Annotated in this window: 20 protein-coding genes; 11 read left to right on the top strand and 9 right to left on the bottom strand. The window is 45.2% G+C overall.

Features of this window, described 5'->3' with window-relative positions:
* Positions 1-33 precede the first annotated feature (33 nt).
* Entirely contained in the window at positions 34-963 is a 930-nt protein-coding gene (locus QH73_RS19905; RefSeq protein ID WP_052289839.1) for a hypothetical protein, read from the top strand.
* Positions 964-1,088: 125 nt separating this feature from the next.
* Positions 1,089-1,559, top strand: a complete 471-nt coding sequence (locus tag QH73_RS19900) for a hypothetical protein (protein ID WP_039714094.1) — start codon at positions 1,089-1,091, stop codon at positions 1,557-1,559.
* Between the two features lie 38 nt (positions 1,560-1,597).
* Here the strand turns inward: QH73_RS19900 and QH73_RS19895 are convergent, their stop codons facing one another.
* The 3 genes from QH73_RS19895 to QH73_RS19885 all read right to left on the bottom strand — a co-directional run bounded on the left by QH73_RS19895 (position 1,598) and on the right by QH73_RS19885 (position 6,110).
* Positions 1,598-3,817: a PAS domain-containing sensor histidine kinase gene (locus tag QH73_RS19895; RefSeq protein ID WP_052289840.1), complete on the bottom strand. Its 2,220-nt coding sequence runs from the start codon at positions 3,815-3,817 to the stop codon at positions 1,598-1,600.
* Between the two features lie 119 nt (positions 3,818-3,936).
* Positions 3,937-5,940, bottom strand: a complete 2,004-nt coding sequence (locus QH73_RS19890; RefSeq protein WP_039714095.1) for a response regulator — start codon at positions 5,938-5,940, stop codon at positions 3,937-3,939.
* On the bottom strand, positions 5,937-6,110 hold the full coding sequence (locus tag QH73_RS19885; protein ID WP_165587745.1) for a hypothetical protein: 174 nt from the start codon (positions 6,108-6,110) through the stop codon (positions 5,937-5,939). Before QH73_RS19885 ends, QH73_RS19890 begins: the two co-directional genes overlap by 4 nt.
* Positions 6,111-6,326: 216 nt before the next feature.
* On the opposite strand from QH73_RS19885, the gene QH73_RS19880 reads away from it, so the two are divergent.
* The 6 genes from QH73_RS19880 to carB all read left to right on the top strand — a co-directional run bounded on the left by QH73_RS19880 (position 6,327) and on the right by carB (position 13,649).
* Positions 6,327-7,718, top strand: coding sequence for a malic enzyme-like NAD(P)-binding protein (locus QH73_RS19880; protein ID WP_039714096.1), 1,392 nt, complete (start codon positions 6,327-6,329; stop codon positions 7,716-7,718).
* Between the two features lie 105 nt (positions 7,719-7,823).
* On the top strand, positions 7,824-8,342 hold the full coding sequence (locus QH73_RS19875; RefSeq protein ID WP_199316908.1) for a GNAT family N-acetyltransferase: 519 nt from the start codon (positions 7,824-7,826) through the stop codon (positions 8,340-8,342).
* Positions 8,343-8,528: 186 nt separating this feature from the next.
* Complete coding sequence (locus tag QH73_RS19870; protein WP_039714097.1) at positions 8,529-8,771, top strand: hypothetical protein; 243 nt, start codon at positions 8,529-8,531, stop codon at positions 8,769-8,771.
* A 44-nt stretch (positions 8,772-8,815) separates the two neighbouring features.
* On the top strand, positions 8,816-10,066 hold the full coding sequence (locus QH73_RS19865; RefSeq protein ID WP_052289841.1) for an argininosuccinate synthase: 1,251 nt from the start codon (positions 8,816-8,818) through the stop codon (positions 10,064-10,066).
* Positions 10,067-10,071: 5 nt separating this feature from the next.
* Positions 10,072-10,200: a hypothetical protein gene (locus QH73_RS28920; protein ID WP_286194139.1), complete on the top strand. Its 129-nt coding sequence runs from the start codon at positions 10,072-10,074 to the stop codon at positions 10,198-10,200.
* A gap of 98 nt (positions 10,201-10,298) precedes the next feature.
* Positions 10,299-13,649: a carbamoyl-phosphate synthase large subunit gene (carB, locus tag QH73_RS19860; RefSeq protein WP_039714098.1), complete on the top strand. Its 3,351-nt coding sequence runs from the start codon at positions 10,299-10,301 to the stop codon at positions 13,647-13,649.
* 146 nt (positions 13,650-13,795) lie between these two features.
* Here carB and QH73_RS19855 read toward each other — a convergent pair whose 3' ends face one another.
* Genes QH73_RS19855 through QH73_RS19845 form a run of 3 tightly spaced genes read right to left on the bottom strand, consistent with a single transcriptional unit; the run spans position 13,796 to position 14,919 of the window.
* Positions 13,796-14,017 carry a type II toxin-antitoxin system HicA family toxin gene (locus QH73_RS19855; RefSeq protein WP_039714099.1) on the bottom strand — a complete coding sequence of 74 codons (222 nt, stop codon included), beginning with the start codon at positions 14,015-14,017 and terminating at the stop codon, positions 13,796-13,798.
* Complete coding sequence (locus tag QH73_RS19850; RefSeq protein ID WP_039714100.1) at positions 14,014-14,217, bottom strand: type II toxin-antitoxin system HicB family antitoxin; 204 nt, start codon at positions 14,215-14,217, stop codon at positions 14,014-14,016. The genes QH73_RS19855 and QH73_RS19850 overlap by 4 nt, the downstream gene beginning before the upstream one ends.
* 39 nt (positions 14,218-14,256) lie before the next feature.
* A complete protein-coding gene (locus QH73_RS19845; RefSeq protein WP_132867404.1) occupies positions 14,257-14,919 on the bottom strand; it encodes a hypothetical protein in 663 nt (220 codons plus the stop codon).
* 408 nt (positions 14,920-15,327) lie between these two features.
* Between QH73_RS19845 and QH73_RS19840 the strand changes: the two genes are divergently transcribed.
* A complete protein-coding gene (locus tag QH73_RS19840) occupies positions 15,328-16,023 on the top strand; it encodes a 2,3-bisphosphoglycerate-dependent phosphoglycerate mutase (protein WP_039714102.1) in 696 nt (231 codons plus the stop codon).
* 222 nt (positions 16,024-16,245) lie between these two features.
* Here the strand turns inward: QH73_RS19840 and QH73_RS19835 are convergent, their stop codons facing one another.
* The 3 genes from QH73_RS19835 to QH73_RS19825 form a co-directional block, all read right to left on the bottom strand.
* On the bottom strand, positions 16,246-16,503 hold the full coding sequence (locus tag QH73_RS19835; RefSeq protein ID WP_039714103.1) for a MoaD/ThiS family protein: 258 nt from the start codon (positions 16,501-16,503) through the stop codon (positions 16,246-16,248).
* Positions 16,504-16,625: 122 nt separating this feature from the next.
* Positions 16,626-17,219: an ATP-dependent Clp protease proteolytic subunit gene (locus QH73_RS19830; RefSeq protein ID WP_015154722.1), complete on the bottom strand. Its 594-nt coding sequence runs from the start codon at positions 17,217-17,219 to the stop codon at positions 16,626-16,628.
* Between the two features lie 84 nt (positions 17,220-17,303).
* Positions 17,304-17,963 (bottom strand): ATP-dependent Clp protease proteolytic subunit, encoded by a 660-nt coding sequence (locus QH73_RS19825; protein WP_039714104.1) that lies wholly within the window; start codon positions 17,961-17,963, stop codon positions 17,304-17,306.
* 262 nt (positions 17,964-18,225) lie between these two features.
* On the opposite strand from QH73_RS19825, the gene QH73_RS19820 reads away from it, so the two are divergent.
* Both QH73_RS19820 and QH73_RS19815 read left to right on the top strand, forming a co-directional pair.
* Entirely contained in the window at positions 18,226-19,479 is a 1,254-nt protein-coding gene (locus QH73_RS19820; RefSeq protein ID WP_039714105.1) for a vWA domain-containing protein, read from the top strand.
* Positions 19,476-19,709, top strand: a complete 234-nt coding sequence (locus tag QH73_RS19815) for a hypothetical protein (protein ID WP_039714106.1) — start codon at positions 19,476-19,478, stop codon at positions 19,707-19,709. The genes QH73_RS19820 and QH73_RS19815 overlap by 4 nt, the downstream gene beginning before the upstream one ends.
* The last annotated feature ends 34 nt before the right edge of the window (positions 19,710-19,743 follow it).

Here is a 19,743-nt window from a genome sequence, read left to right as displayed (position 1 = left end):
GAGCAATTGGTGTAAACAGTCGGAGGTTTTTTGATGGCAACTTCAGATAATCAAACCACATCGCAACCGGAAACTAGCTCTAACAACTTTACAGGTAATAGTAACTGGGCATTTCAAGATGGTCAGTTACAATCCAGTGAAGGCAACACCTTAGATGAAAGTAGTAACCTCTCTGGTGGTAGTGGCAATCCCTTTTCTGGTGGAGATACCGAATCAGATAATAATAACCCTTTTGCTAGTGGCAATACTGAAAACAACCCCCAAGCTAGCAATCTCCCCGATAATTTGCCGTTTGGCGATACTCTTCCCTCTTTACCAGAAGTTGAAACCGACCAACCCGTACCCTTCAACAGTGACAACTTTATCTTAGATGTCAATAACTTAGAGTCCGATTCAGATTCTACTGGTAACACTGGTAGCGGCAATGGGAACTGGAACCTTGGAAGTAACAACACAACCGATGGTAATGGCAACTGGAATTTCAGCAGTGACAGTCAAACCAGTGGTAATGGCAACTGGAATTATGCCGATGGCAATACAAGTACTGGTAACGGTAACTGGAATTTTGGTACTGACAACCAAACCAACGGTAATGGCAACTGGCAATTAGGTGAGAGCAATACCGTTCTTGGCAATGCCAATATGCCTGAAGGCAGCAATAACAACATCCTTGGTAGTGGTAACACTGCCGATGTTAGTGACAGCAATCTTCTAGGAAATCGTCTTGAGATCGACAGTGATGGTAGCGCGATCGGTAATGAAGACTGGGCTTTCCCTCTTAGTAGTGACAGCGAACCGATTTCACTTGGTAGCAGCCAGCCCAGCCAAGCGATCGGGTTTGATATTAACACGGGCGTGAGCAGTTTATTTGGTTCTGGGGGCGCGACTCAAGAAACCATAGATACTGCTACAAACCTTCCAGATTATAACAACCCAAACTATACGTTCGAGGGCTTGGGCTAAAGCTTTGCCGTAGCATGTTTTCAAAATATCTTCTTCAAAACATCTTCGGCAAACAACTTCAGGCTTGGTAATGCGATCGCGTTTAGGTTGTATTGCCAATTTGTCCAAAAAATAGGAGATAAATCATGGAGTTTGAACTCCCACAATTTGCCCAGGATACTATTAATGAATTTCGCTCGTCTGCTAGTACGGGGTTTGCAGAAGCGTTGGACGAAATTCTTGCCAATGCGAATACGACAGAAGGGAATTCAGCCGAACTCGCAGATGATGTGGCAGCAAGCATTGACGCACAGGCAGACTTGATTGGAACTGGGGTAGAGGATGTTTTTGCGAATTTAAGCAATGATTCCTTAACTAACCTCAATGAAGGTAACAGCGATAGCAATTTCCAATTCAATTTTGAACCTGCTACTGACGGTTTATTTGGTGGTCAACTCAGTCTTGTAGTCAACGGAGAAACAGAGCCATTATTCACCTTTGATATTGGTGGAGCTGCCCCTGTCACTGGTGATAGCAGTTCCTTGTCCGGTAATTATCAAGACTTTTTTGCTAGTCTCGCTGGTGGAGAAAATCCCTTTGCCAGTGCTTCGATCTAGTTAAAAGACCTAGTCTAGTAGGGTGGGCATTGCCCACCCTACATACTTGGTAGCGTGAAATAAAAACGACTTCCTTCACCTAACACGCTCTCTGCCCAAATTCGTCCACCATGCTGCTGTATAATGCTACGGCAGATTGCTAATCCGAGTCCCGTGCCACCTTTTTTTCGGGAATCGGAGGCATCAACTTGATGAAAACGCTCGAAAATACTTTCAATCTTATCCTCTGGGATACCACGCCCTTGGTCTTTAACTGTGAAGAGAATATTTGTTGATAGGGAAGCTGAGGCAGAATTTAACTCTGGATTCAAAATTTCGAACTCCGAATTCTCACCAGCTTCGATCGCTTCAACACTTAACTCAACTGTGGAGCCTTCTGGAGAAAATTTAATTGCATTCCCAAGGAGATTAGTTAAGACTTGAATAATGCGATCGCCATCGACGTTGAGTTGAATATCTTGGGAATAAACAGATAGAGTAACTTTGGCACGATTTGCCATTACCTGCATCAAATCCGTTGCTTTTTCTAATAAATCAGCCGCATTGCACGATCGCTGCAATAAACTAATTTTTCCCGATTCCAAGCGTTCCAACTCCAGAATATCGTTCACCAACCGCACCAAGCGATCGGCTCCCTCAGAAGCAATATCGATCACGCGCCGTCCGCGATCGCTATGAGCGTCAATTAGACCGCTAGATAATAAATTTAGCGCTCCGTGAATTGAAGTTAAAGGCGTGCGAAGTTCGTGACTGACAACAGAAACAAACTCATCTTTCATGCGTTCGATCGCGTAACGTTCCGTAATATCTTCCCCAATACTGAGAGTCGCGATCGCCTCACCCTGTAAATCACGCAAGATCGTGTTATTCCAAGCAATTAACCTTTCTTGCCCAGATTTCGTCAAAATCGAATTTTGATAATAGTTATGCAAGCCTTGTTGCTGTAATTGCAGAAAATGCTCTTGCACGCGCTGACGCTGATGCGGTGGTAAGAACACTTCATACCAATTCTTACCCAAAACCTCCTCTGAGGTATATTCTACTAATTCGAGAAAAAAAGGATTGACATACTCGACAACTCCCTGGCGATCGAGTCCTACTACGACTAAACGGACATTTTCTAACAAACTCCGCCAACGTCGTTCTGCTTCTCGCAACGAAGCTTCAATTTGCAAGCGCTGAGTAATATCGCGGGCAATGGTAGAGAGCAGCTTCACCTTTCCCTGCGAGGATTTATGAGCGATCAATAGTTGAGAAACCGGAATTTCGCGTCCATCATGACTCAGAATTGCTGTTTCACCGACCCAAACACCATCCTGAATTGCCTTGGGAATAGCTTCGCGGTGCAAGAGGTCGTAAGCCCAAGCAGGGTGAAGATTGCTCAAATGCAAACCCATGAAATCGCGATCGCGATCGAAACCAAAAACTTTACAAGCAGAGCTATTTAAATAGTGTACTCGTTCGTCTAGATCGGCAGTAGCGACAAAATCTAAAGTTGCTTCGAGGATCGCAATCAACTTTGCCCGTTCTTCTTCTGCTTGTTTGCGCTCGGTAATATCTTCGACAATACCTTCATAATAAAGCGGCTTACCGTTATCATCTCTGACAATTCTTGCTTGCTCTGCAATCCAAATCGCTTGACCATCTCGACGATAGACTTGAGACTCAAACCCCGCTACAGTGTCGTGCTGTTGTAGTAGGCGAATGAACTCAGTTCGGCGGTTGGGATTGACGTAAAGTTGTTGTCCCAAGTCCGAGATATTCGCCATTAGTTCGGCGGGAGAGGAATAACCATAAATCTTTGCCAGCATGGGGTTTGCTGTCAAATATCGTCCGTCTGGTGTTGTTTGAAAAATTCCTTCAATCGCATTTTCAAAAATACTGCGATACTTAGTTTCAGCTTGACGTAGAGCCTCTTCCGCACGCTGGCGTTCGGCAAGTTCTCTCTGTAGTTGTAAATTTAAGAGGTAATAGACTAATAAAAATCCGATCGCACTGAAACTGAAACTAACTAGAGACACGGCAATCGCATTGTCAGCCCGTGTTTTTGCTTCCCGCGCCGTCTGCTGCAACAATTGTTGTTGGGCAACGATCTCTGGTGCAGTTGATGTAGCTAGTTCTATTTGCAGCTCGACTTGGCGATCGACCGTTACCCGCCACTCTGTGAGGGAGTAGAAAGACACCCAGCCCAAACAAAACAGAGTCAGCAAATATAACAGCGCTAAACCTAATCGACGACTGGCAATTCCATTTGTCATTTGTCAGTTATCAGTTATCAGTTATCAGTGATGAGTGACTAGTGGCTAGTGACTAGAAAAGAGTTCAGCCAACAGCCAACAGCCACCAGCCAACAGCCACTGGTTCCACTAGCCACTCACTACTCGCTTGTCATTAATTTTGCCTTCTGAAGCTGCAACATTTGGTGACGAATTTTACTGCGCTCTAAGCGATTTAGTACTCTGGCAACGAGTTCGGGTCCGATAACTGGCTTGTTTACGTAATCATCAGCACCGATGATAAAAACTCGATGAATTGTCTCAGCATCAGTACGAGCGGATAGAAATATAATTGGTAGTTCGCTCCACTGGGGATCGTTGCGTACCACTTGGCACAGATCGATCCCGCTCAATTGTGGCATCTCTATATCTAAAATCAGCAGATCGGGGCGAAAGTTTTCCAAATAATGCCAAAATTGCTGAGGATCGGCAAGTAAGGTCAGTCTAAATCCCCAAGGTTCTAGTAATACCTGCAATCTTTCGAGTAGTTGTGGATCGTCATCCACAAGCATTAACTTGGCTTCTGGAGTTGTAGATGTTTGCAAAGCCTGCGCGATCGCCGCGATCGCTTGAGCTGGTGGGACTGGCTTTTGCAGAAAACTCCGCGCCCCTAACCGAGCTGCTTCCACGCGATCGGCAAAACTCTGTGGTGCAGTCAGGACAACCGTAGGGATCGGTGGTTGTGCATTTGCTAGGGTTGACAAAAACTGCAAACCATGCTCTCGATTTTGGCAAAAGTAGAGGTCGAGCAGGACTGCATCAGGTTTGGTGGAGGCGATTGCCAATTGTGCCTCAGACAAATCGCGTGCCACAACTACCTCCATTCCTGCCGTTGTAGCCTCTGTTGTTAAAGCTTGCGTCATCTGGCGATCGCTGTCTACGACTAGTAATTTGGTAGTTGGTAGTTGGTAGTTGGTAGTTGGTAGGGGAATTTGAGTTTTGACTTCTGACTTTTGACTTTTGACTTCTTCTACAGCGTTCAAATTTTGCCGTAATGCGGCGACAAATGTTGAAAGATGCCCTATACGCTCTTGAGTTACTTGAGTTTCATCAGATAATTCTCTTTCAATTTGGCGACATAATTCAGAAGCAGCAATTAAGCCAAAACTACCAAGAGAGCCAATTAAAGTATGAGCTTCTTTCGCTGCCTGGGATTGTATTTGAGGATCGAGACACTTTTGCTTGGCAGATGCGATCGCCTGTTCTATCACTCCAATCCGTTCAATATACTTCTCTCGATGTCTTTCCCACAATGGAATTAGTTCTACTGGAATTTGGGATTGGGTTGATGGTTGATAGTTGATGGTTGATGGTTGTGGCTCCCCTGCTCCCCTGCTCCCCGACTCTGCTGTACGGGCGGGTTTTGAGCAAAGATCTACTGATGTAAGCCGTAAATCTTTTGATAAACCCGCCCCTACGACTCCCAACTCCCGTTCTTCCGCCTTCAACCGATATCCCAATCCATAAACTGTCTCAATCGGGTCTAGCGCTCCGGCTTTTTTAATTTTCTGTCTTAAACTTTTGATATGCGCTCTGACAGTATTTTCCGTAGGGGGTTCGTCAAATGTCCAGACGCGATCGAGGAGCGCACTTTGACTAAAGATGCGATGGGTGTTACGCAGTAGTAATTCTAAAATGCCGTACTCTTTTGCTGTCAAATGCAAAAGTTTACCGTCATAGGTGACTTCGCAGCTACTAGGATCGAGCCGTAAGCAACCCCACTCTAACACCGGGGATGGTGTACCACTACTGCGCCGTAATAAAGCGCGAATGCGAGCTAATAGTTCCTCTATGTCAAACGGTTTGAGCGCGTAGTCATCCGCACCAGCATCTAATCCCCTAACCTTGTCAGTACTGGAATCTTGAGCCGTCAGTAGCAAAACCGGAGTGCGATCGCCTTTTGCCCGTAGCTTTTTACAAAAATTAATTCCATCTAACTTGGGCAGCATCACATCCAATAAAATCAGATCGTACTCGAAACTGTCTACCAGTTCCCATCCTGCTTGACCATCAGTCGCTAGCTCCACCAAATAACGCTGACTGGCAAGCGTTGGCTGGAGCAGTTGAACTATAGTTTCATCATCTTCTACAAGCAGAATTTTCATGATGCGGGAGTCGGGAGTCGGGAGTCGGGAAAGAGAGCTGAGGGAGAGTCGCCCAGCTGGGGGAGCGGAGGGAGAACGATCGCGCACCACTCACTACACCCTACACCCCACACTCCATTCTTCACTGATAACTGATAACTGATAACTGATAACTGTATTTCCGTCAGCATAAAGGAAGATTTGATCTCACTTGGTAGATTTGGTGACAGTTCTGAGGGTTTGCGGCGATGGATAATTTTTTACCTATTCACAAAATTTTCACTTATACGCTCTATATTTCAAAATCGTTACAGTTTGTTTATTAGTAATTGACGATTGGGCAGAGTTAGCTTTTTCTCTCCCAGTTCCCTCTACTCTCTTTTTATCCCGATCCCTCACATCCATCTATGGTAATTCTCACGCCGAACTCAAGTTATAGTCTGACTTTACGCCTGCAAATTCCGAATCGAGCGGGAATGCTGGCAGCAGTGACTCAAGCGATCGCCAATAGTGGTGGTAATTTGGGACAAATAGATTTAATTGCCCAAACTCGCCAACTCACGACTCGCGATGTGACCGTTGATGCTTCTAGTACAGAACATGCCGAAACGATCGTCCAAGCAGTGAAAGAATTGGCAGATGTCAAGTTAATGAGCGTCTACGATCGCACCTTTAATTTGCATCGTGGTGGCAAAATTACTATAAACAGCAGAATCCCGCTCAAAAGTCAAGACGATTTGGCAATGGCGTATACACCTGGAGTCGGTCGAGTCTGTACGGCGATCGCTCAAGATCCAGAACAAGTTTATAGTCTCACAATTAAACAAAATACTGTCGCGATCGTCACGGATGGCAGTGCGGTTTTAGGGTTAGGTAATCTTGGTGCAGCTGGAGCATTACCAGTCATGGAAGGCAAAGCCATGTTATTTAAAGAATTTGCCGGAATTGATGCCTTTCCGATTTGTTTAGCAACTCAAGATCCAGAAGAGATTATTGCTACAGTTAAGAATATCGCCCCTGTATTTGGGGGAGTCAATTTAGAAGATATTGCGGCTCCGCGCTGCTTTGAGATTGAAAAGCGCCTGCGCCAAGAATTAGATATTCCCGTATTTCACGACGATCAAAACGGTACGGCAATTGTCACGCTAGCGGCTTTATTCAACGCGCTCAAAATTGTCAACAAACCAATCGAGCAAATTCGGATTGTCATCAACGGTGCGGGAGCCGCTGGAGTTGCGATCGCCCGCTTGCTACAAAAAGCTGGTGCAACGAATATACTAATGTGTGACTCTAAAGGCATTCTCTCTACTCATCGGACAGACTTGAATCAGGAAAAGCAAGAATTTGCCGTTAGTCAAGCTGGAAGTCTTGCCGATGCTATGATAAGCAGCGATGTTTTCATTGGCGTGAGCGCCCCTGGTGTAGTCACTCCTGAAATGGTGCGATCGATGGCAAAAGACCCAATTGTGATGGCGATGGCAAATCCCATCCCTGAAATTCAACCGGAACTGGTGATGAACGATGTCGCAATTATGGCGACGGGACGCAGCGACTATCCAAATCAAATTAACAACGTCCTAGCCTTTCCTGGCGTATTTCGCGGTGCTTTAGACAGTCGTGCCAGCACGATTACAACCACGATGTGTTTAGAAGCAGCCAGCGCGATCGCTTCTTTAATTAAACCCAGCGATTTGCACTCAGAGTATATCATCCCGTCCGTGTTTGACAATCGCGTAGCCACAGCCGTTGCAGCTGCCGTCCAAAGAGCCGCCCGCGAAGAAGGAATTGCGAAACAGTAACTAGATATTAGTGACTGGTGACTGGTGACTAGATAAAAATTCTAGCCACAAGCCACCAACCACAAGCCACTCACCAATTACCAACTACCAATTACCATTTCGAGAATGACATCTACCGTATCGCCAACTAAAGAGGCATCATCACAAACAGATAGCAGTCAAATTTGTTTCTGTATTGCTACAGGTAACGCTTTACGCCAACCGCAGCAATCGCAAGACGATTTACTCCAATTACAAACATTATTCGAGCAAGCGGCATTTTGGGCGCAAGGACGCAGCTTAGAAGATCTGAGCATCGCAATTGCCAATAGCGAACCAGTCGTGAGTGTTTGGGATGAAGAACGGCTGATTGGTTTTGCCAGAGCGACTTCTGATGGAATTTACCGCGCTACGATTTGGGATGTGGCGATTCATCCCGATTATCAAGGGCGGGGACTAGGGCGAAAACTAGTGCAAACAGTCTTGAGTCATCCCCGCATGAGTCGAGTCGAACGAGTTTATTTAATGACTACGCATCAGCAACGGTTCTACGAACGAATTGGATTTGAATGCAACAGCAGTACCACAATGGTATTGAAAGATCGGCTTTTCATGAGTTCTTTGGAACAAAATTTTTCGGCGTGAAACTCGGTTCACAAAATCTTCACTCATTTTGCTTATCTTGACTGTTAATGAAACAAAAACCAATAGCAGCTTCCAAGGTTTGACTTTTGTACGGGCGGGTTTACCTGAGATGTTTGTTGGAATCAGAGATACTTTACAAACCCGCTCCTACCGCGTTTACCTATTAACTTTTTCAAGGAGTGTATCATGGATCGCTTCATCTACCAGGTAAATGTTAATGCAATGACCGCTCTACTTGTAAACGAACTCAATACAATTCAAGATAGGGAAAATGCTTTAGAAGTTGAATGTAGAAACCTGCAAATCGAGCAAATGAAGATTGACAGAGCCAAACAAGCAGTCAAAGCCGATCGCGATCGCTTACAAGTTCAACGCTGGGAAATCTTATCTAGATTGCAAGAATTTAGCAACGAAATTTCACCTTACTAATTATTAATTCACGCACCACGCACTAAAATGTTGAGGATCGACAAATGACAACCCCAGCTAATCTCGCAACAAATACAAGTATCAGTAACTCTACAAGTCGGGCTAAGCGCGCTGTACTAGCATATTCTGGGGGCGTTGATACTTCTGTATGCATTCCTTACCTCAAGCATGAATGGGGCGTGCAAGAAGTCATTACCTTAGCAGTCGATTTAGGACAAGGCGACGAACTCGAACCAATTCGCCAAAAAGCACTGCAATCGGGCGCAGATGAATCGTTAGTGGCAAACGTACAAGATGTATTCATCAGAGAGTATGCCTTCCCAGCGATTCAAGCCAATGCCTTGTATGAAAATCGCTATCCCCTCGCTACAGCTTTAGCACGTCCGTTAATTGCGAAAGTCTTAGTAGAAGTGGCTGAAAAGTATGGTGCAGATGCGATCGCCCACGGTTGTACGGGTAAGGGTAACGACCAGGTACGGTTTGATGTCTCCATTGGCGCGCTCAATCCCAATTTAAAAATTCTTGCCCCAGCTAGAGAATGGGGTATGAGTCGGGAAGAAACGATCGCTTATGGCGAAAAGTTCGACATTCCCTTTCCAGTCAAAAAATCTTCTCCCTACAGCTTAGATAAGAACTTGTTGGGACTGGCGATCGAAGCGGGAATCTTAGAAGATCCTTGGGCAGAACCGCCAGAAGAAATTTATCAAATGACAAAGGCGATCGCCGACACTCCTAACCAGCCGGAATATATTGAAATTACCTTTGCAGGTGGTGTTCCAGTCGCTTTAAATGGCGAAACCCTAGCGCCAGTTACACTGATCGATCGACTCAATCAACTCGCTGGTAGCCACGGTGTAGGACGCATTGACATGGTAGAAAACCGCCTCGTCGGAATCAAATCGCGGGAAATTTACGAATCTCCTGCCATGACAGTTTTAATTCATGCCCACCGCGACCTCGAAAGTCTCACCTTGACTGCTGATGTCACTCGCTACAAGCGGGGAATTGAAGAAACCTACAGCCAACTCGTCTACAACGGACAGTGGTACAGCCCCCTCAAAGCTGCCCTCGATGCTTTTATCCTACAGACTCAAGCACGAGTCTCCGGTACCGTGCGCGTCCAACTCTTCAAAGGAAACGCCACCGTTGTCGGACGTAAATCGGACAATTCCCTCTACAACACCGAACTAGCAACCTACGGAGCCGCAGACCAATTCGACCACAAAGCCGCTGAAGGCTTTATCTACGTCTGGGGACTGCCTACCCGTGTATGGTCGCAACAAACTAAGGGCTAGGGACAGTGACCGCAACTAAAACCCTGACTCCTGTACGAGCGGGTTTTGACCGAAGATATACTGTTGAGGTTGTCGATTCACAATTACTCCTGACTCCTGTACGGGCGGGTTTTGACCGAAGATATGACTGTTGAGGTTGTCGATCTATTTGCTAAACCCGCCCGTACGACTCCTGGCTCCTGTCTTCTGACAACTGATAACTGATAACTGATAACTGACAAAGGAAAGGACTATGCCAAGGCGCTCTGACATCAAAAAAATCCTCCTATTGGGAGCAGGACCAATTGTCATCGGACAAGCGTGCGAATTTGACTACTCGGGTACGCAAGCGTGTAAAGCCCTGCGGGAAGAAGGATATGAAGTGATTTTGGTTAACTCCAATCCTGCCACGATCATGACCGATCCTGAAACCGCACAGCGCACTTACATCGAACCGCTGACCCCCGAACTGGTCACCCAGGTGATTGAATCAGAGCGTCCCGACGCACTCTTACCGACAATGGGCGGACAAACCGCCCTCAACCTCGCCGTCAATCTTGCCAAAAACGGCACGTTAGAAAAATACGGCGTACAATTGATTGGCGCTAACCTCGCCGCGATTGAAAAGGCTGAAGATAGACAGCAATTCAACGAAGCGATGGCAAAAATAGGCGTTGCTGTTTGCCCCAGTGGTATTGCTTCCAACTTAGAAGAAGCTAAAAGTGTTGCTCAAGAAATTGGTACATACCCCCTCATCGTTCGCCCTGCCTTCACTTTAGGCGGTACGGGTGGAGGTATCGCTTATAACCAAGAAGAATTTCTCGAACTCGCCACATCTGGACTTGACGCTTCCCCAGTTTCGCAAATTCTGATCGATAAGTCCTTAATTGGCTGGAAAGAATATGAATTGGAAGTGATGCGCGATTGTGCCGATAATGTCGTCATTATTTGCAGCATCGAAAACATCGACCCGATGGGTATCCACACCGGAGACAGCATTACCGTCGCCCCCGCTCAAACCCTGACTGACAAAGAATACCAACGGCTGCGCGACTACTCAGTGCGGATCATCCGCGAAATTGGCGTGGAAACAGGCGGCTCTAATATCCAATTTGCGATTAACCCCACTAACGGCGAAGTCGTGGCGATTGAAATGAATCCTCGCGTGTCGCGTTCTTCAGCTTTAGCATCCAAAGCCACCGGATTTGCGATCGCTAAAATTGCTGCTAAACTTGCGATCGGTTACACGCTCGACGAGATCGCCAACGACATCACGAAGAAGACCCCAGCTTCGTTTGAACCAACCATAGACTATGTAGTTACCAAAATTCCCCGCTTCGCCTTTGAAAAATTTCCCGGCTCAGATTCGACACTCACCACGCAAATGAAATCTGTCGGGGAAGCAATGGCAATTGGGCGTACCTTCAACGAATCTTTTCAAAAAGCCTTGCGTTCTTTAGAAACAGGTAGAAGCGGCTGGGGTTGTGACAAGCAAGAAAAACTGCCTTCCCTCGAACAAATTCGCGCCAACTTGCGTACTCCTAACCCAGAACGGATCTTCGCCGTGCGCCAAGCGATGCTTTTGGGCATGGGCAATGAAGAAATTTACGAACTCACAGGGATCGATCCCTGGTTTTTAGACTCTTTCCAACAACTGCTGGAAACGGAAAAGCTGCTCAAACGCACTCCCCTAGAATCGCTGGATGGCAAACAACTATACGCCATCAAACAACAGGGATTTAGTGACAAGCAAATTGCCTTTGCCACTAAAACCAGTGAAGTTCAAGTAAGGCAATATCGCCAAAGCCTCGGTATCGTCCCCGTTTACAAAACTGTCGATACCTGTGCTGCTGAGTTTGAAGCCTTAACTCCCTACCACTACTCCAGCTACGACGGCGAAACCGAAGTCCGTCCCTCAGACCGTCCCAAAGTGATGATTTTGGGTGGTGGACCCAACCGGATCGGACAGGGAATTGAATTCGATTACTGCTGCTGTCACGCCGCCTATGCCCTCAAAGGGGCTGGCTACGAGACGATCATGGTTAACTCCAACCCCGAAACTGTCTCCACCGACTACGATACTAGCGATCGCCTTTATTTTGAACCCCTTACGCTCGAAGACGTAATCAACATCATCGAAGTCGAAAAACCACTCGGCATTATCGTCCAATTCGGCGGACAAACACCGCTGAAGTTGGCATTACCGTTGCAGCAGTATTTGCAGGGAGCAGGGAGCGCTTCGGTGCAGGGAGCAGGGGGAGTTGGAGGAGCGACTACCAAAATTTGGGGAACCTCTCCCGAAGCGATAGACACCGCTGAAGACAGAGAAAAGTTTGAAAAGATCCTGCACGCCTTAAATATTGCCCAACCGCCTAATGGTATTGCTCGCAGCTATGAAGATGCCCTGGTAGTGGCTCAGAAGATTGGTTATCCGGTGGTGGTACGTCCGAGTTACGTCTTGGGTGGTCGCGCTATGGAAATTGTCTATTCTGACACCGAATTAGAGCGTTACATGACCTTTGCGGTGCAGGTAGAGCCGGAGCATCCAATTTTAATCGATAAGTTTTTGGAAAATGCGATCGAAGTAGATGTCGATGCGATCGCCGATACTACAGGTAAAGTTGTCATTGGTGGGGTAATGGAACATATCGAGCAAGCAGGAATTCATTCTGGCGACTCGGCTTGTACTCTACCTGCGATTTCCTTACCAACTCCGGTATTAGAGAAAATTCGCACTCAAACTATACAACTAGCCAAAGCGCTCAAAGTTGTTGGTTTGATGAATATTCAGTTTGCCGTTGTGGGGGCGCACACCTATAACCCGCAAGTTTATATCTTAGAAGCAAATCCGCGTGCTTCGCGGACGGTGCCATTTGTCTCCAAAGCAACCGGAGTACAACTTGCGAAGTTAGCTTCATTAGTGATGGCAGGGCAAAACTTAGTACAGTTGGGCTTAAATGAGGAACCGAAGTTAAATCACATTGCGGTCAAGGAAGCGGTATTACCGTTTAAGAAGTTTCCTGGTACGGATACGTTACTCGGTCCCGAAATGCGATCGACGGGCGAAGTTATGGGGATCGATCGCGATTTTGGTTTAGCTTATGCTAAAGCCGAGTTGGGTGCAGGGGAAATTCTACCCCTACAAGGAACGGTCTTCGTGACTTGTAACGAGCGCGATAAGCCCTTAGTCGTGCCTGTAGTCAGAGATTTGATCGAATTAGGGTTTGATGTCATTGCCACCGATGGCACTCGTCGAGTATTGCAAGAGCATGGTTTAAAGGTGGGGTTAATTCTCAAGTTACATGAAGGTAGACCGCACGTCCTCGATGCGATTAAGAATCACAACATTCAGTTAATTATCAATACGCCTTCTGGTGAAGAGGCGCAAACTGATGCTAAGTTGATTCGGCGATCGGCACTCACCTACAAAATTCCCATCATCACGACAATCGCAGGGGCGCGGGCTACAGCAGCAGCGATTCGGGCGCTTAAATCTCAATCTCTTACTGTCAAGGCAATTCAAGACTACACGGCAGAAGCAAATCAAGGACAAACTCAGAACCAGCGGCAAGATGACTCTCTTGTCACCTCTACCTCAGCATAAAAATACCAATGGTAGAGGCGCTACTTGTCAACGTCCCTACATTAGAAGTTTTCCTAGCCCCTCTTTTTAAGGGGGTTGGGGGATCTGTTGTCCTAGCCCCCTTTTTAAGGGGGTTGGGGGGATCTCTTATACTGCTACGGTAAGTTTTAGCTTTTCCATTCCGACTCTGGAATGTCAGCGCCAACCATAATGCTACGCAAGGTTCCTAACGGTAAATCGCGACCTCGATGGTATGGCACAATGACTTGCAGTTGTCGCGCCAGATTTCTCCATTTACGATGGCTACCTTTTTGTGACACTAATTCAAAACCGTAACGCTGCAAAATGCTTTCAACTTCACCAGCATTCATGCGTCGTATGCGAGTCATTCGATTGTAACCTCGCAAGCGATCGCTCCTGTAGATAATTCTATTGGTTCAGGCTCAAGATAAAGTTCTATTGCCTCCCGAATATTTTCTAAAGCTTCTTGCTTTGTTTCTCCTGCTGATACGCAGCCTGGTAATTCTGGACACCAAACAGCCCAATCACCTGTTTCTAAATCTGGTTCGAGAATCACGCGCCATTTCATAATTCTTTTACCTAATAAATGTGGTATTTGATGATAAATTTAGTTACAGTTTCGCTTCTCAAATCTGAAACCAACAACTTTATCTGGTACTGCTACATTAATCTTGTTGTTTCCAATAGAAGCGATCCATTCGCCAACTTTGTAGTTCTTACACTCATTGCTTAGCTCGTGATGGCTACTACGAACTATTATATTTGTGAGTAGCCAAGAGACTTGATTGTGTGTTAGCCTCAAAAGATTTACTGATGACAAAAATAATACTAATGCCAAAGTAACCGAACCTACTGCTCTACCACCCCAAAGTATAAACACTTCCCATTCTGGTAACGAAAGACGACGTGAAATCTGAGGGATAGATCTAGCTAGAAGGGCAAAATTAAAGCCGATTGGCATTAAGGCAATGTATGCTATGTGAAAGATTAGGGGCAAGACGATGAAAGCCGTTCCAAGATATATTATTGGTGTTAATAAACTAGCAAGTGCAGTTACGGAGCCAGCTAGAGAAGATGGATCGACACCCCCAGTCATAAAGTTAATTAGCTGTCGCGATACCATTACGGAAATTAATCCTGCAATAAACAATACGAAAATAGAAACATAGTTTCGTACAGGACTGCTCCAGTATTTTCTCAGTCCATACGATAAGTCAAATATAAAGCCAACTGCACAGCTTCCCATAAATCCTAGCCAAGAATACATCATTATATTCAATAAAGTTGGAGCTAAGATTTCTATTAGCTGGTTGAAGTACGGAATTAAGCTCAATCCTAGCACTGCCAAGCATAGGAAAAAAAACAGGAATAACAAAAAAACTGCCGAGTTGATACAATCGTCGCGCATGATTAGTAGCAGAAGAACTAATTCTCATGTTCAGTTCTCCTAATATTTTATTAATTGTAGCTACTGAAGTTTTTTCATTGGTGAGAAGCAATCAGAAAAACTTCTGATTGCACTCTCTTTATATCTTCTATATCTGAATTTACATAATTTCCTACTTCAGTGACAACATTGCTAGATTAAAATTTGAGAAGAATTTCAAACAAAAGTTTCTGTTTTATAATTAAACATATTTTATTGAAAATGTTTCAATTAGATTGAAGACAAAAGATTATGTCCAAACTCATCCTTATCCGGCACGGACAAAGTATCTGGAATGCTGCCAACAAATTTACGGGTTGGGTAGATGTGCCTTTGAGTAAATTAGGGCGATTGGAGGCAACAAAAGCAGCTTATAAACTAAGAGATTATCGAGTTGATATTTGCTTTACTAGCTTATTAATTCGGGCTATTGAAACCGCGATTATTTGCCTGACAGAATTTGAAGAAATTTGTGCTGGGAAAAATCCCGTGCTAAAACATGAAGCTGACGATCCTTATTGGCACGGTTGGGATAAATATCAAGGCGATTCAAGTTGCGAACTTCCCATCATTCCTAGCATGGCACTAGATGAGCGTTTCTATGGCGATTTGCAGGGATTAAATAAAGCGCAGACAGCCGAGAAATACGGTGCGGATGTGGTACAAGCATGGCGAAGATCTTTTTCAATTCGCCCTCCGGGTGGCGAGAGTTTAGAGGATACAATGAAGCGTACTCTCCCTTTTTTTCATAGCCGCATTCTTACCCAGTTAAAACAAGGAGATAATGTTTTAGTTGCAGCTCACGGCAATTCTTTACGCTCTATTATTATGCAACTCGATCGCCTCAGTCCTGAAGTCATTCCAAATCTAGAACTCGCTACAGGTGTACCAATTATTTATGATGTGGATAACACCGGACAGGCAACAAATAAAATTATTTTAATTTAAATATAGCCGTTTTCAATTGGATAAAATACAAGATCTGTAGGGGCGCACAGCTGTGCGCCCCTACAAATATATCGCATCATAATGAGAATCACTATATATCAATTTAAAATTGCAAATCCTGTAAGGGCATGTTTATTGAGTTACTCAAATATGTATAGAGATCTCTGGTGAATCCACCCCTACAAATTTTGACTTTTAACTTTTAACTTTTGACTTCTCTTACTAGCCACCGCTGACGGGAGGAATCAACACCACCTCATCGCCGTCTTGAAGGAGAGTATCGGGTTCGACGAATTGTAAATTTACACCAAAGCGAGTCAAATCCTGCCACTGAGAGAGTTGTGGATGTTCGGAGATCAGGCGATCGCGCACTGCTGCAACTGGTGTATTCTGAGGAAATTCTAATGCAATTTCCGATTTGCCGTATGCCTCTTGATAGGCAGCGAAAAGTTTAATTGTGACTTTGACGGTGTTAGTCATATGGATAATGTCACGCATAGACGCGAAGCGGCTGCTCGTAGAGTAGGACGCAAAGGTGCAAAAAAAAGAGTAGCCATTAGTGAATTGCTAACAGCTAATTGCTAATGGCTAATTGCTAACTACTAAGGACGTTCTTCGACTACGTGATCGATTAGACCGTATGCTTTAGCTTCCTCTGCTGACATGAAGAAGTCACGATCCATGTCTTTTTCAATTTTTTCTAGAGGTTGACCTGTGTTGTTAGCATAAATCTGGTTTAATTGACCGCGAATTCGCAAGATTTCCCGCGCTTCAATTTCAATATCTGATGCTTGTCCGCGAGTCCCACCTGATGGTTGGTGAATCATAATTCGCGAGTGAGGTAAGGCAAGACGCTTGCCTTTTGTACCCGCAGCAAGTAGGAAGGAACCCATTGATGCAGCTAAGCCAACACAAATTGTAATTACATCAGACTTGATGTGTTGCATCGTGTCATAAATTGCCATTCCAGATGTCACCATTCCACCAGGGGAATTGATGTATAAGGAAATATCTTTGCCTGGATCTTCTGAATCCAAATAAAGCATAACTGCAATGATTTGGTTGGCAATTTCATCATCCACATCTCGCCCCAAGAAAATGATCCGTTCTCTGTAAAGGCGGTTGTAAATATCAATCCACTGAGTGTATTGTTCCCCTGGCATCCGATAGGGAACCTTTGGTACACCGATAGGCATTTTTCCGACTCCGTTCTTAAAATTAGGTGACTAGTTAGTCGTCATTGGTCATTGGTTAAAACTGTACAAATGACAAATGACAAATTAGATGACTCCAGCTGGTAGGGGAGGATTGGCTAAGTCTTGTTTCTCCAAGACGCGATCGATCAGACCGTATTCTTTCGCCTGCTGAGGAGTCAAGTAAAATAACCGATCCATGTCTTTAGCAATTTTTTCGAGTGGCTGTCCTGTCGTCTTAGCGAGAATATCTAACAGCGTTGCTTTATTTGCCAACACTTCCTTAGCCCGAATTTGAATATCCGTAGCTTGTCCTTGGGCGTAGCTTTTGGGTTGGTGCAAAATAATGTTGGCATTGGGCAGACTAGCACGACAACCTGGAGTTCCAGCAGAAAGCAGCATTGCTGCCATTCCCATCGCCGAGCCGATACAAATGGTGTGAACGGGAGGTTTGATGTATCTCAGCGTGTCGTAAATGGCAAAGGCTTCGGTTTCAAAGCCGATGGGTTCGCCATTGTAGCTAGAAGTCCCTGTAGAGTTGATGTAGATTTTGATCGGCTTGTCTGGATCGTCAGATTGCAAATAGAGTAATTCGGCAATAATTAACTCGGTAACGGCGGGTACGAGGGGCATACCAAGATAGACAATCCGCTCTTTGAGTAGTAGAGAGGGTAAGTCTGGCGGTGGCGTGCGGTAGAAGTTATCGCCATAGTAGGGGGCTTGAACGGCTTTAATCGGTGAAACCATAGCAAATCCAGACGGTTACAATAATGCGATAATGACATTATCTGATAGTGTAATCCTAGCTTGAGGATGAGTTGAAAAGGGGTACGGATTCCTCACCCGGAAATTTAAGGTATGGATTTGAGGTGGCGATCGCATCCGAGATAGAAGCACATAGGATATTCTGTAATTGACAATAGAGATGGACTTAACATAACTTTTCCGTAGCAACAGTATGGGGCTGTGGAGCAGTTGATATCACATCTGGTTAGATAGGACGAATGGTATGAAGGTTAGCTTGCAGCCTACCCTGAACGATGTCAATTTAGACGCACATCAAGCTACAAGTCAGCGACAGTTGGCGGTGTCAATTTCTGCGCTCGCAAATAATTCGCAGCGGCAAGTTCCGCTTAATCTTTGTTTAATACTCGACCAAAGTGGTTCGATGAAGGGACAACCGATTGAAACGGTGAAACAAGCAGCACAAACACTAGTCGATCGCCTCCAGCCAGACGATCGCCTCTCGATTGTCGTGTTCGATCACCGTGCCAAGGTAATCGTTCCCAACCAAACGGTTAACAATCCTGACTACATTAAACGGCAAATCGACCGCTTATATGCTGAAGGTGGCACGGCGATCGATGAAGGGCTGAAATTAGGGATTGAGGAACTAGGAAAAGGCAAAAAAGAAGCCATTTCCCAGGCGTTTTTACTGACGGATGGAGAAAACGAACACGGCGACAACGATCGCTGTCTGAAATTGGCACAACTGGCAGCTAGCTACAACTTAACCCTCAACACTCTAGGCTTTGGCGATTATTGGAACCAAGATATTTTAGAAAAAATTGCCGATGCGGGCGGTGGCGGTTTATCTTACATTCAACATCCAGAACAAATTCTAGAAGAGTTTGGGCGGTTATTCGATCGCATTCAAGCTGTGGAATTGACAAACGCTTACCTGCTGTTATCGTTCATTCCTAAAGTGCGACTTGCAGAACTCAAGCCAATTGCCCAAGTTGCGCCAGATGCAATTGAATTACCCATACAACAAGATACCTACGGACGTTACACCGTACGCCTGGGAGACTTGATGAAGGACTCCGAACGGGTGGTGTTAGCAAATATGTATATCAGTCAGTTACCGGAAGGCAGGCACACTATTGCTAGCGTTCAAATCTGTTACGACGATCCATCGATTGACCAAACTAATTTACTTTCTGACAATATTCCGGTAGAAATTAACGTGGTACGGGATTATAAACCTGTCAACAATCCGCAAGTACAGCAATATGTTTTGGCATTAGCTAAATATCGTCAAACACAGCTAGCCGAACTGAAATTACAACAAGGCGATCGCGCAGGTGCAGCGACAATGTTACAAACTGCGGCTAAAACTGCCTTGCAAATGGGCGATCGCAGTGCCGCTACTGTTTTACAAGATAACGCCACGCGCTTGCAGTCAGGAGAGGAATTATCGGAAAGCGATCGCAAGAAAACACGGATCGTGTCAAAAACTATTTTGCAGGATCAAGAAGGATGAATAGTTGGTTGCTGCCTAAACTAAAAGATTTTCCTACAAGTTTACCAGGGGAAGGGGCTGTGCGAATAGAGCTAGAAGAAGGGGTTCCGATTTTTCGGGCATCAGCAACCGTTCAAACAAGAATTGAAAAACTGCTAGTAAAACAGCAAGAAGCAAACATAAGTTTAGAAGAAGAACAAGAGTTAGATTTTTATGAAGAAATTGACGATTACTTAAGTTTTGTAAATTGAGTAGTTCGCAATATGTATTTAAGTCAGCAGAGTG

Source organism: Scytonema millei VB511283 (assembly GCF_000817735.3).
Lineage (GTDB): Bacteria > Cyanobacteriota > Cyanobacteriia > Cyanobacteriales > Chroococcidiopsidaceae > Chroococcidiopsis > Chroococcidiopsis millei_B.
This window is presented reverse-complemented; position numbering and strand designations above follow the sequence as displayed.

Excerpts from the sequence above, each read along its gene's own strand:
- QH73_RS19905 (WP_052289839.1), top strand. The coding sequence starts at position 34 with ATGGCAACTTCAGATAATCAAACCACATCGCAACCGGAAACTAGCTCT.
- QH73_RS19900 (WP_039714094.1), top strand. The coding sequence starts at position 1,089 with ATGGAGTTTGAACTCCCACAATTTGCCCAGGATACTATTAATGAATTT.
- QH73_RS19895 (WP_052289840.1), bottom strand. The coding sequence starts at position 3,817 with ATGACAAATGGAATTGCCAGTCGTCGATTAGGTTTAGCGCTGTTATAT.
- QH73_RS19890 (WP_039714095.1), bottom strand. The coding sequence starts at position 5,940 with ATGAAAATTCTGCTTGTAGAAGATGATGAAACTATAGTTCAACTGCTC.
- QH73_RS19885 (WP_165587745.1), bottom strand. The coding sequence starts at position 6,110 with ATGCTGACGGAAATACAGTTATCAGTTATCAGTTATCAGTTATCAGTG.
- QH73_RS19880 (WP_039714096.1), top strand. The coding sequence starts at position 6,327 with ATGGTAATTCTCACGCCGAACTCAAGTTATAGTCTGACTTTACGCCTG.
- QH73_RS19875 (WP_199316908.1), top strand. The coding sequence starts at position 7,824 with ATGACATCTACCGTATCGCCAACTAAAGAGGCATCATCACAAACAGAT.
- QH73_RS19870 (WP_039714097.1), top strand. The coding sequence starts at position 8,529 with ATGGATCGCTTCATCTACCAGGTAAATGTTAATGCAATGACCGCTCTA.
- QH73_RS19865 (WP_052289841.1), top strand. The coding sequence starts at position 8,816 with ATGACAACCCCAGCTAATCTCGCAACAAATACAAGTATCAGTAACTCT.
- carB (WP_039714098.1), top strand. The coding sequence starts at position 10,299 with ATGCCAAGGCGCTCTGACATCAAAAAAATCCTCCTATTGGGAGCAGGA.
- QH73_RS19855 (WP_039714099.1), bottom strand. The coding sequence starts at position 14,017 with ATGACTCGCATACGACGCATGAATGCTGGTGAAGTTGAAAGCATTTTG.
- QH73_RS19850 (WP_039714100.1), bottom strand. The coding sequence starts at position 14,217 with ATGAAATGGCGCGTGATTCTCGAACCAGATTTAGAAACAGGTGATTGG.
- QH73_RS19845 (WP_132867404.1), bottom strand. The coding sequence starts at position 14,919 with ATGATGTATTCTTGGCTAGGATTTATGGGAAGCTGTGCAGTTGGCTTT.
- QH73_RS19840 (WP_039714102.1), top strand. The coding sequence starts at position 15,328 with ATGTCCAAACTCATCCTTATCCGGCACGGACAAAGTATCTGGAATGCT.
- QH73_RS19835 (WP_039714103.1), bottom strand. The coding sequence starts at position 16,503 with ATGACTAACACCGTCAAAGTCACAATTAAACTTTTCGCTGCCTATCAA.
- QH73_RS19830 (WP_015154722.1), bottom strand. The coding sequence starts at position 17,219 with ATGCCTATCGGTGTACCAAAGGTTCCCTATCGGATGCCAGGGGAACAA.
- QH73_RS19825 (WP_039714104.1), bottom strand. The coding sequence starts at position 17,963 with ATGGTTTCACCGATTAAAGCCGTTCAAGCCCCCTACTATGGCGATAAC.
- QH73_RS19820 (WP_039714105.1), top strand. The coding sequence starts at position 18,226 with ATGAAGGTTAGCTTGCAGCCTACCCTGAACGATGTCAATTTAGACGCA.
- QH73_RS19815 (WP_039714106.1), top strand. The coding sequence starts at position 19,476 with ATGAATAGTTGGTTGCTGCCTAAACTAAAAGATTTTCCTACAAGTTTA.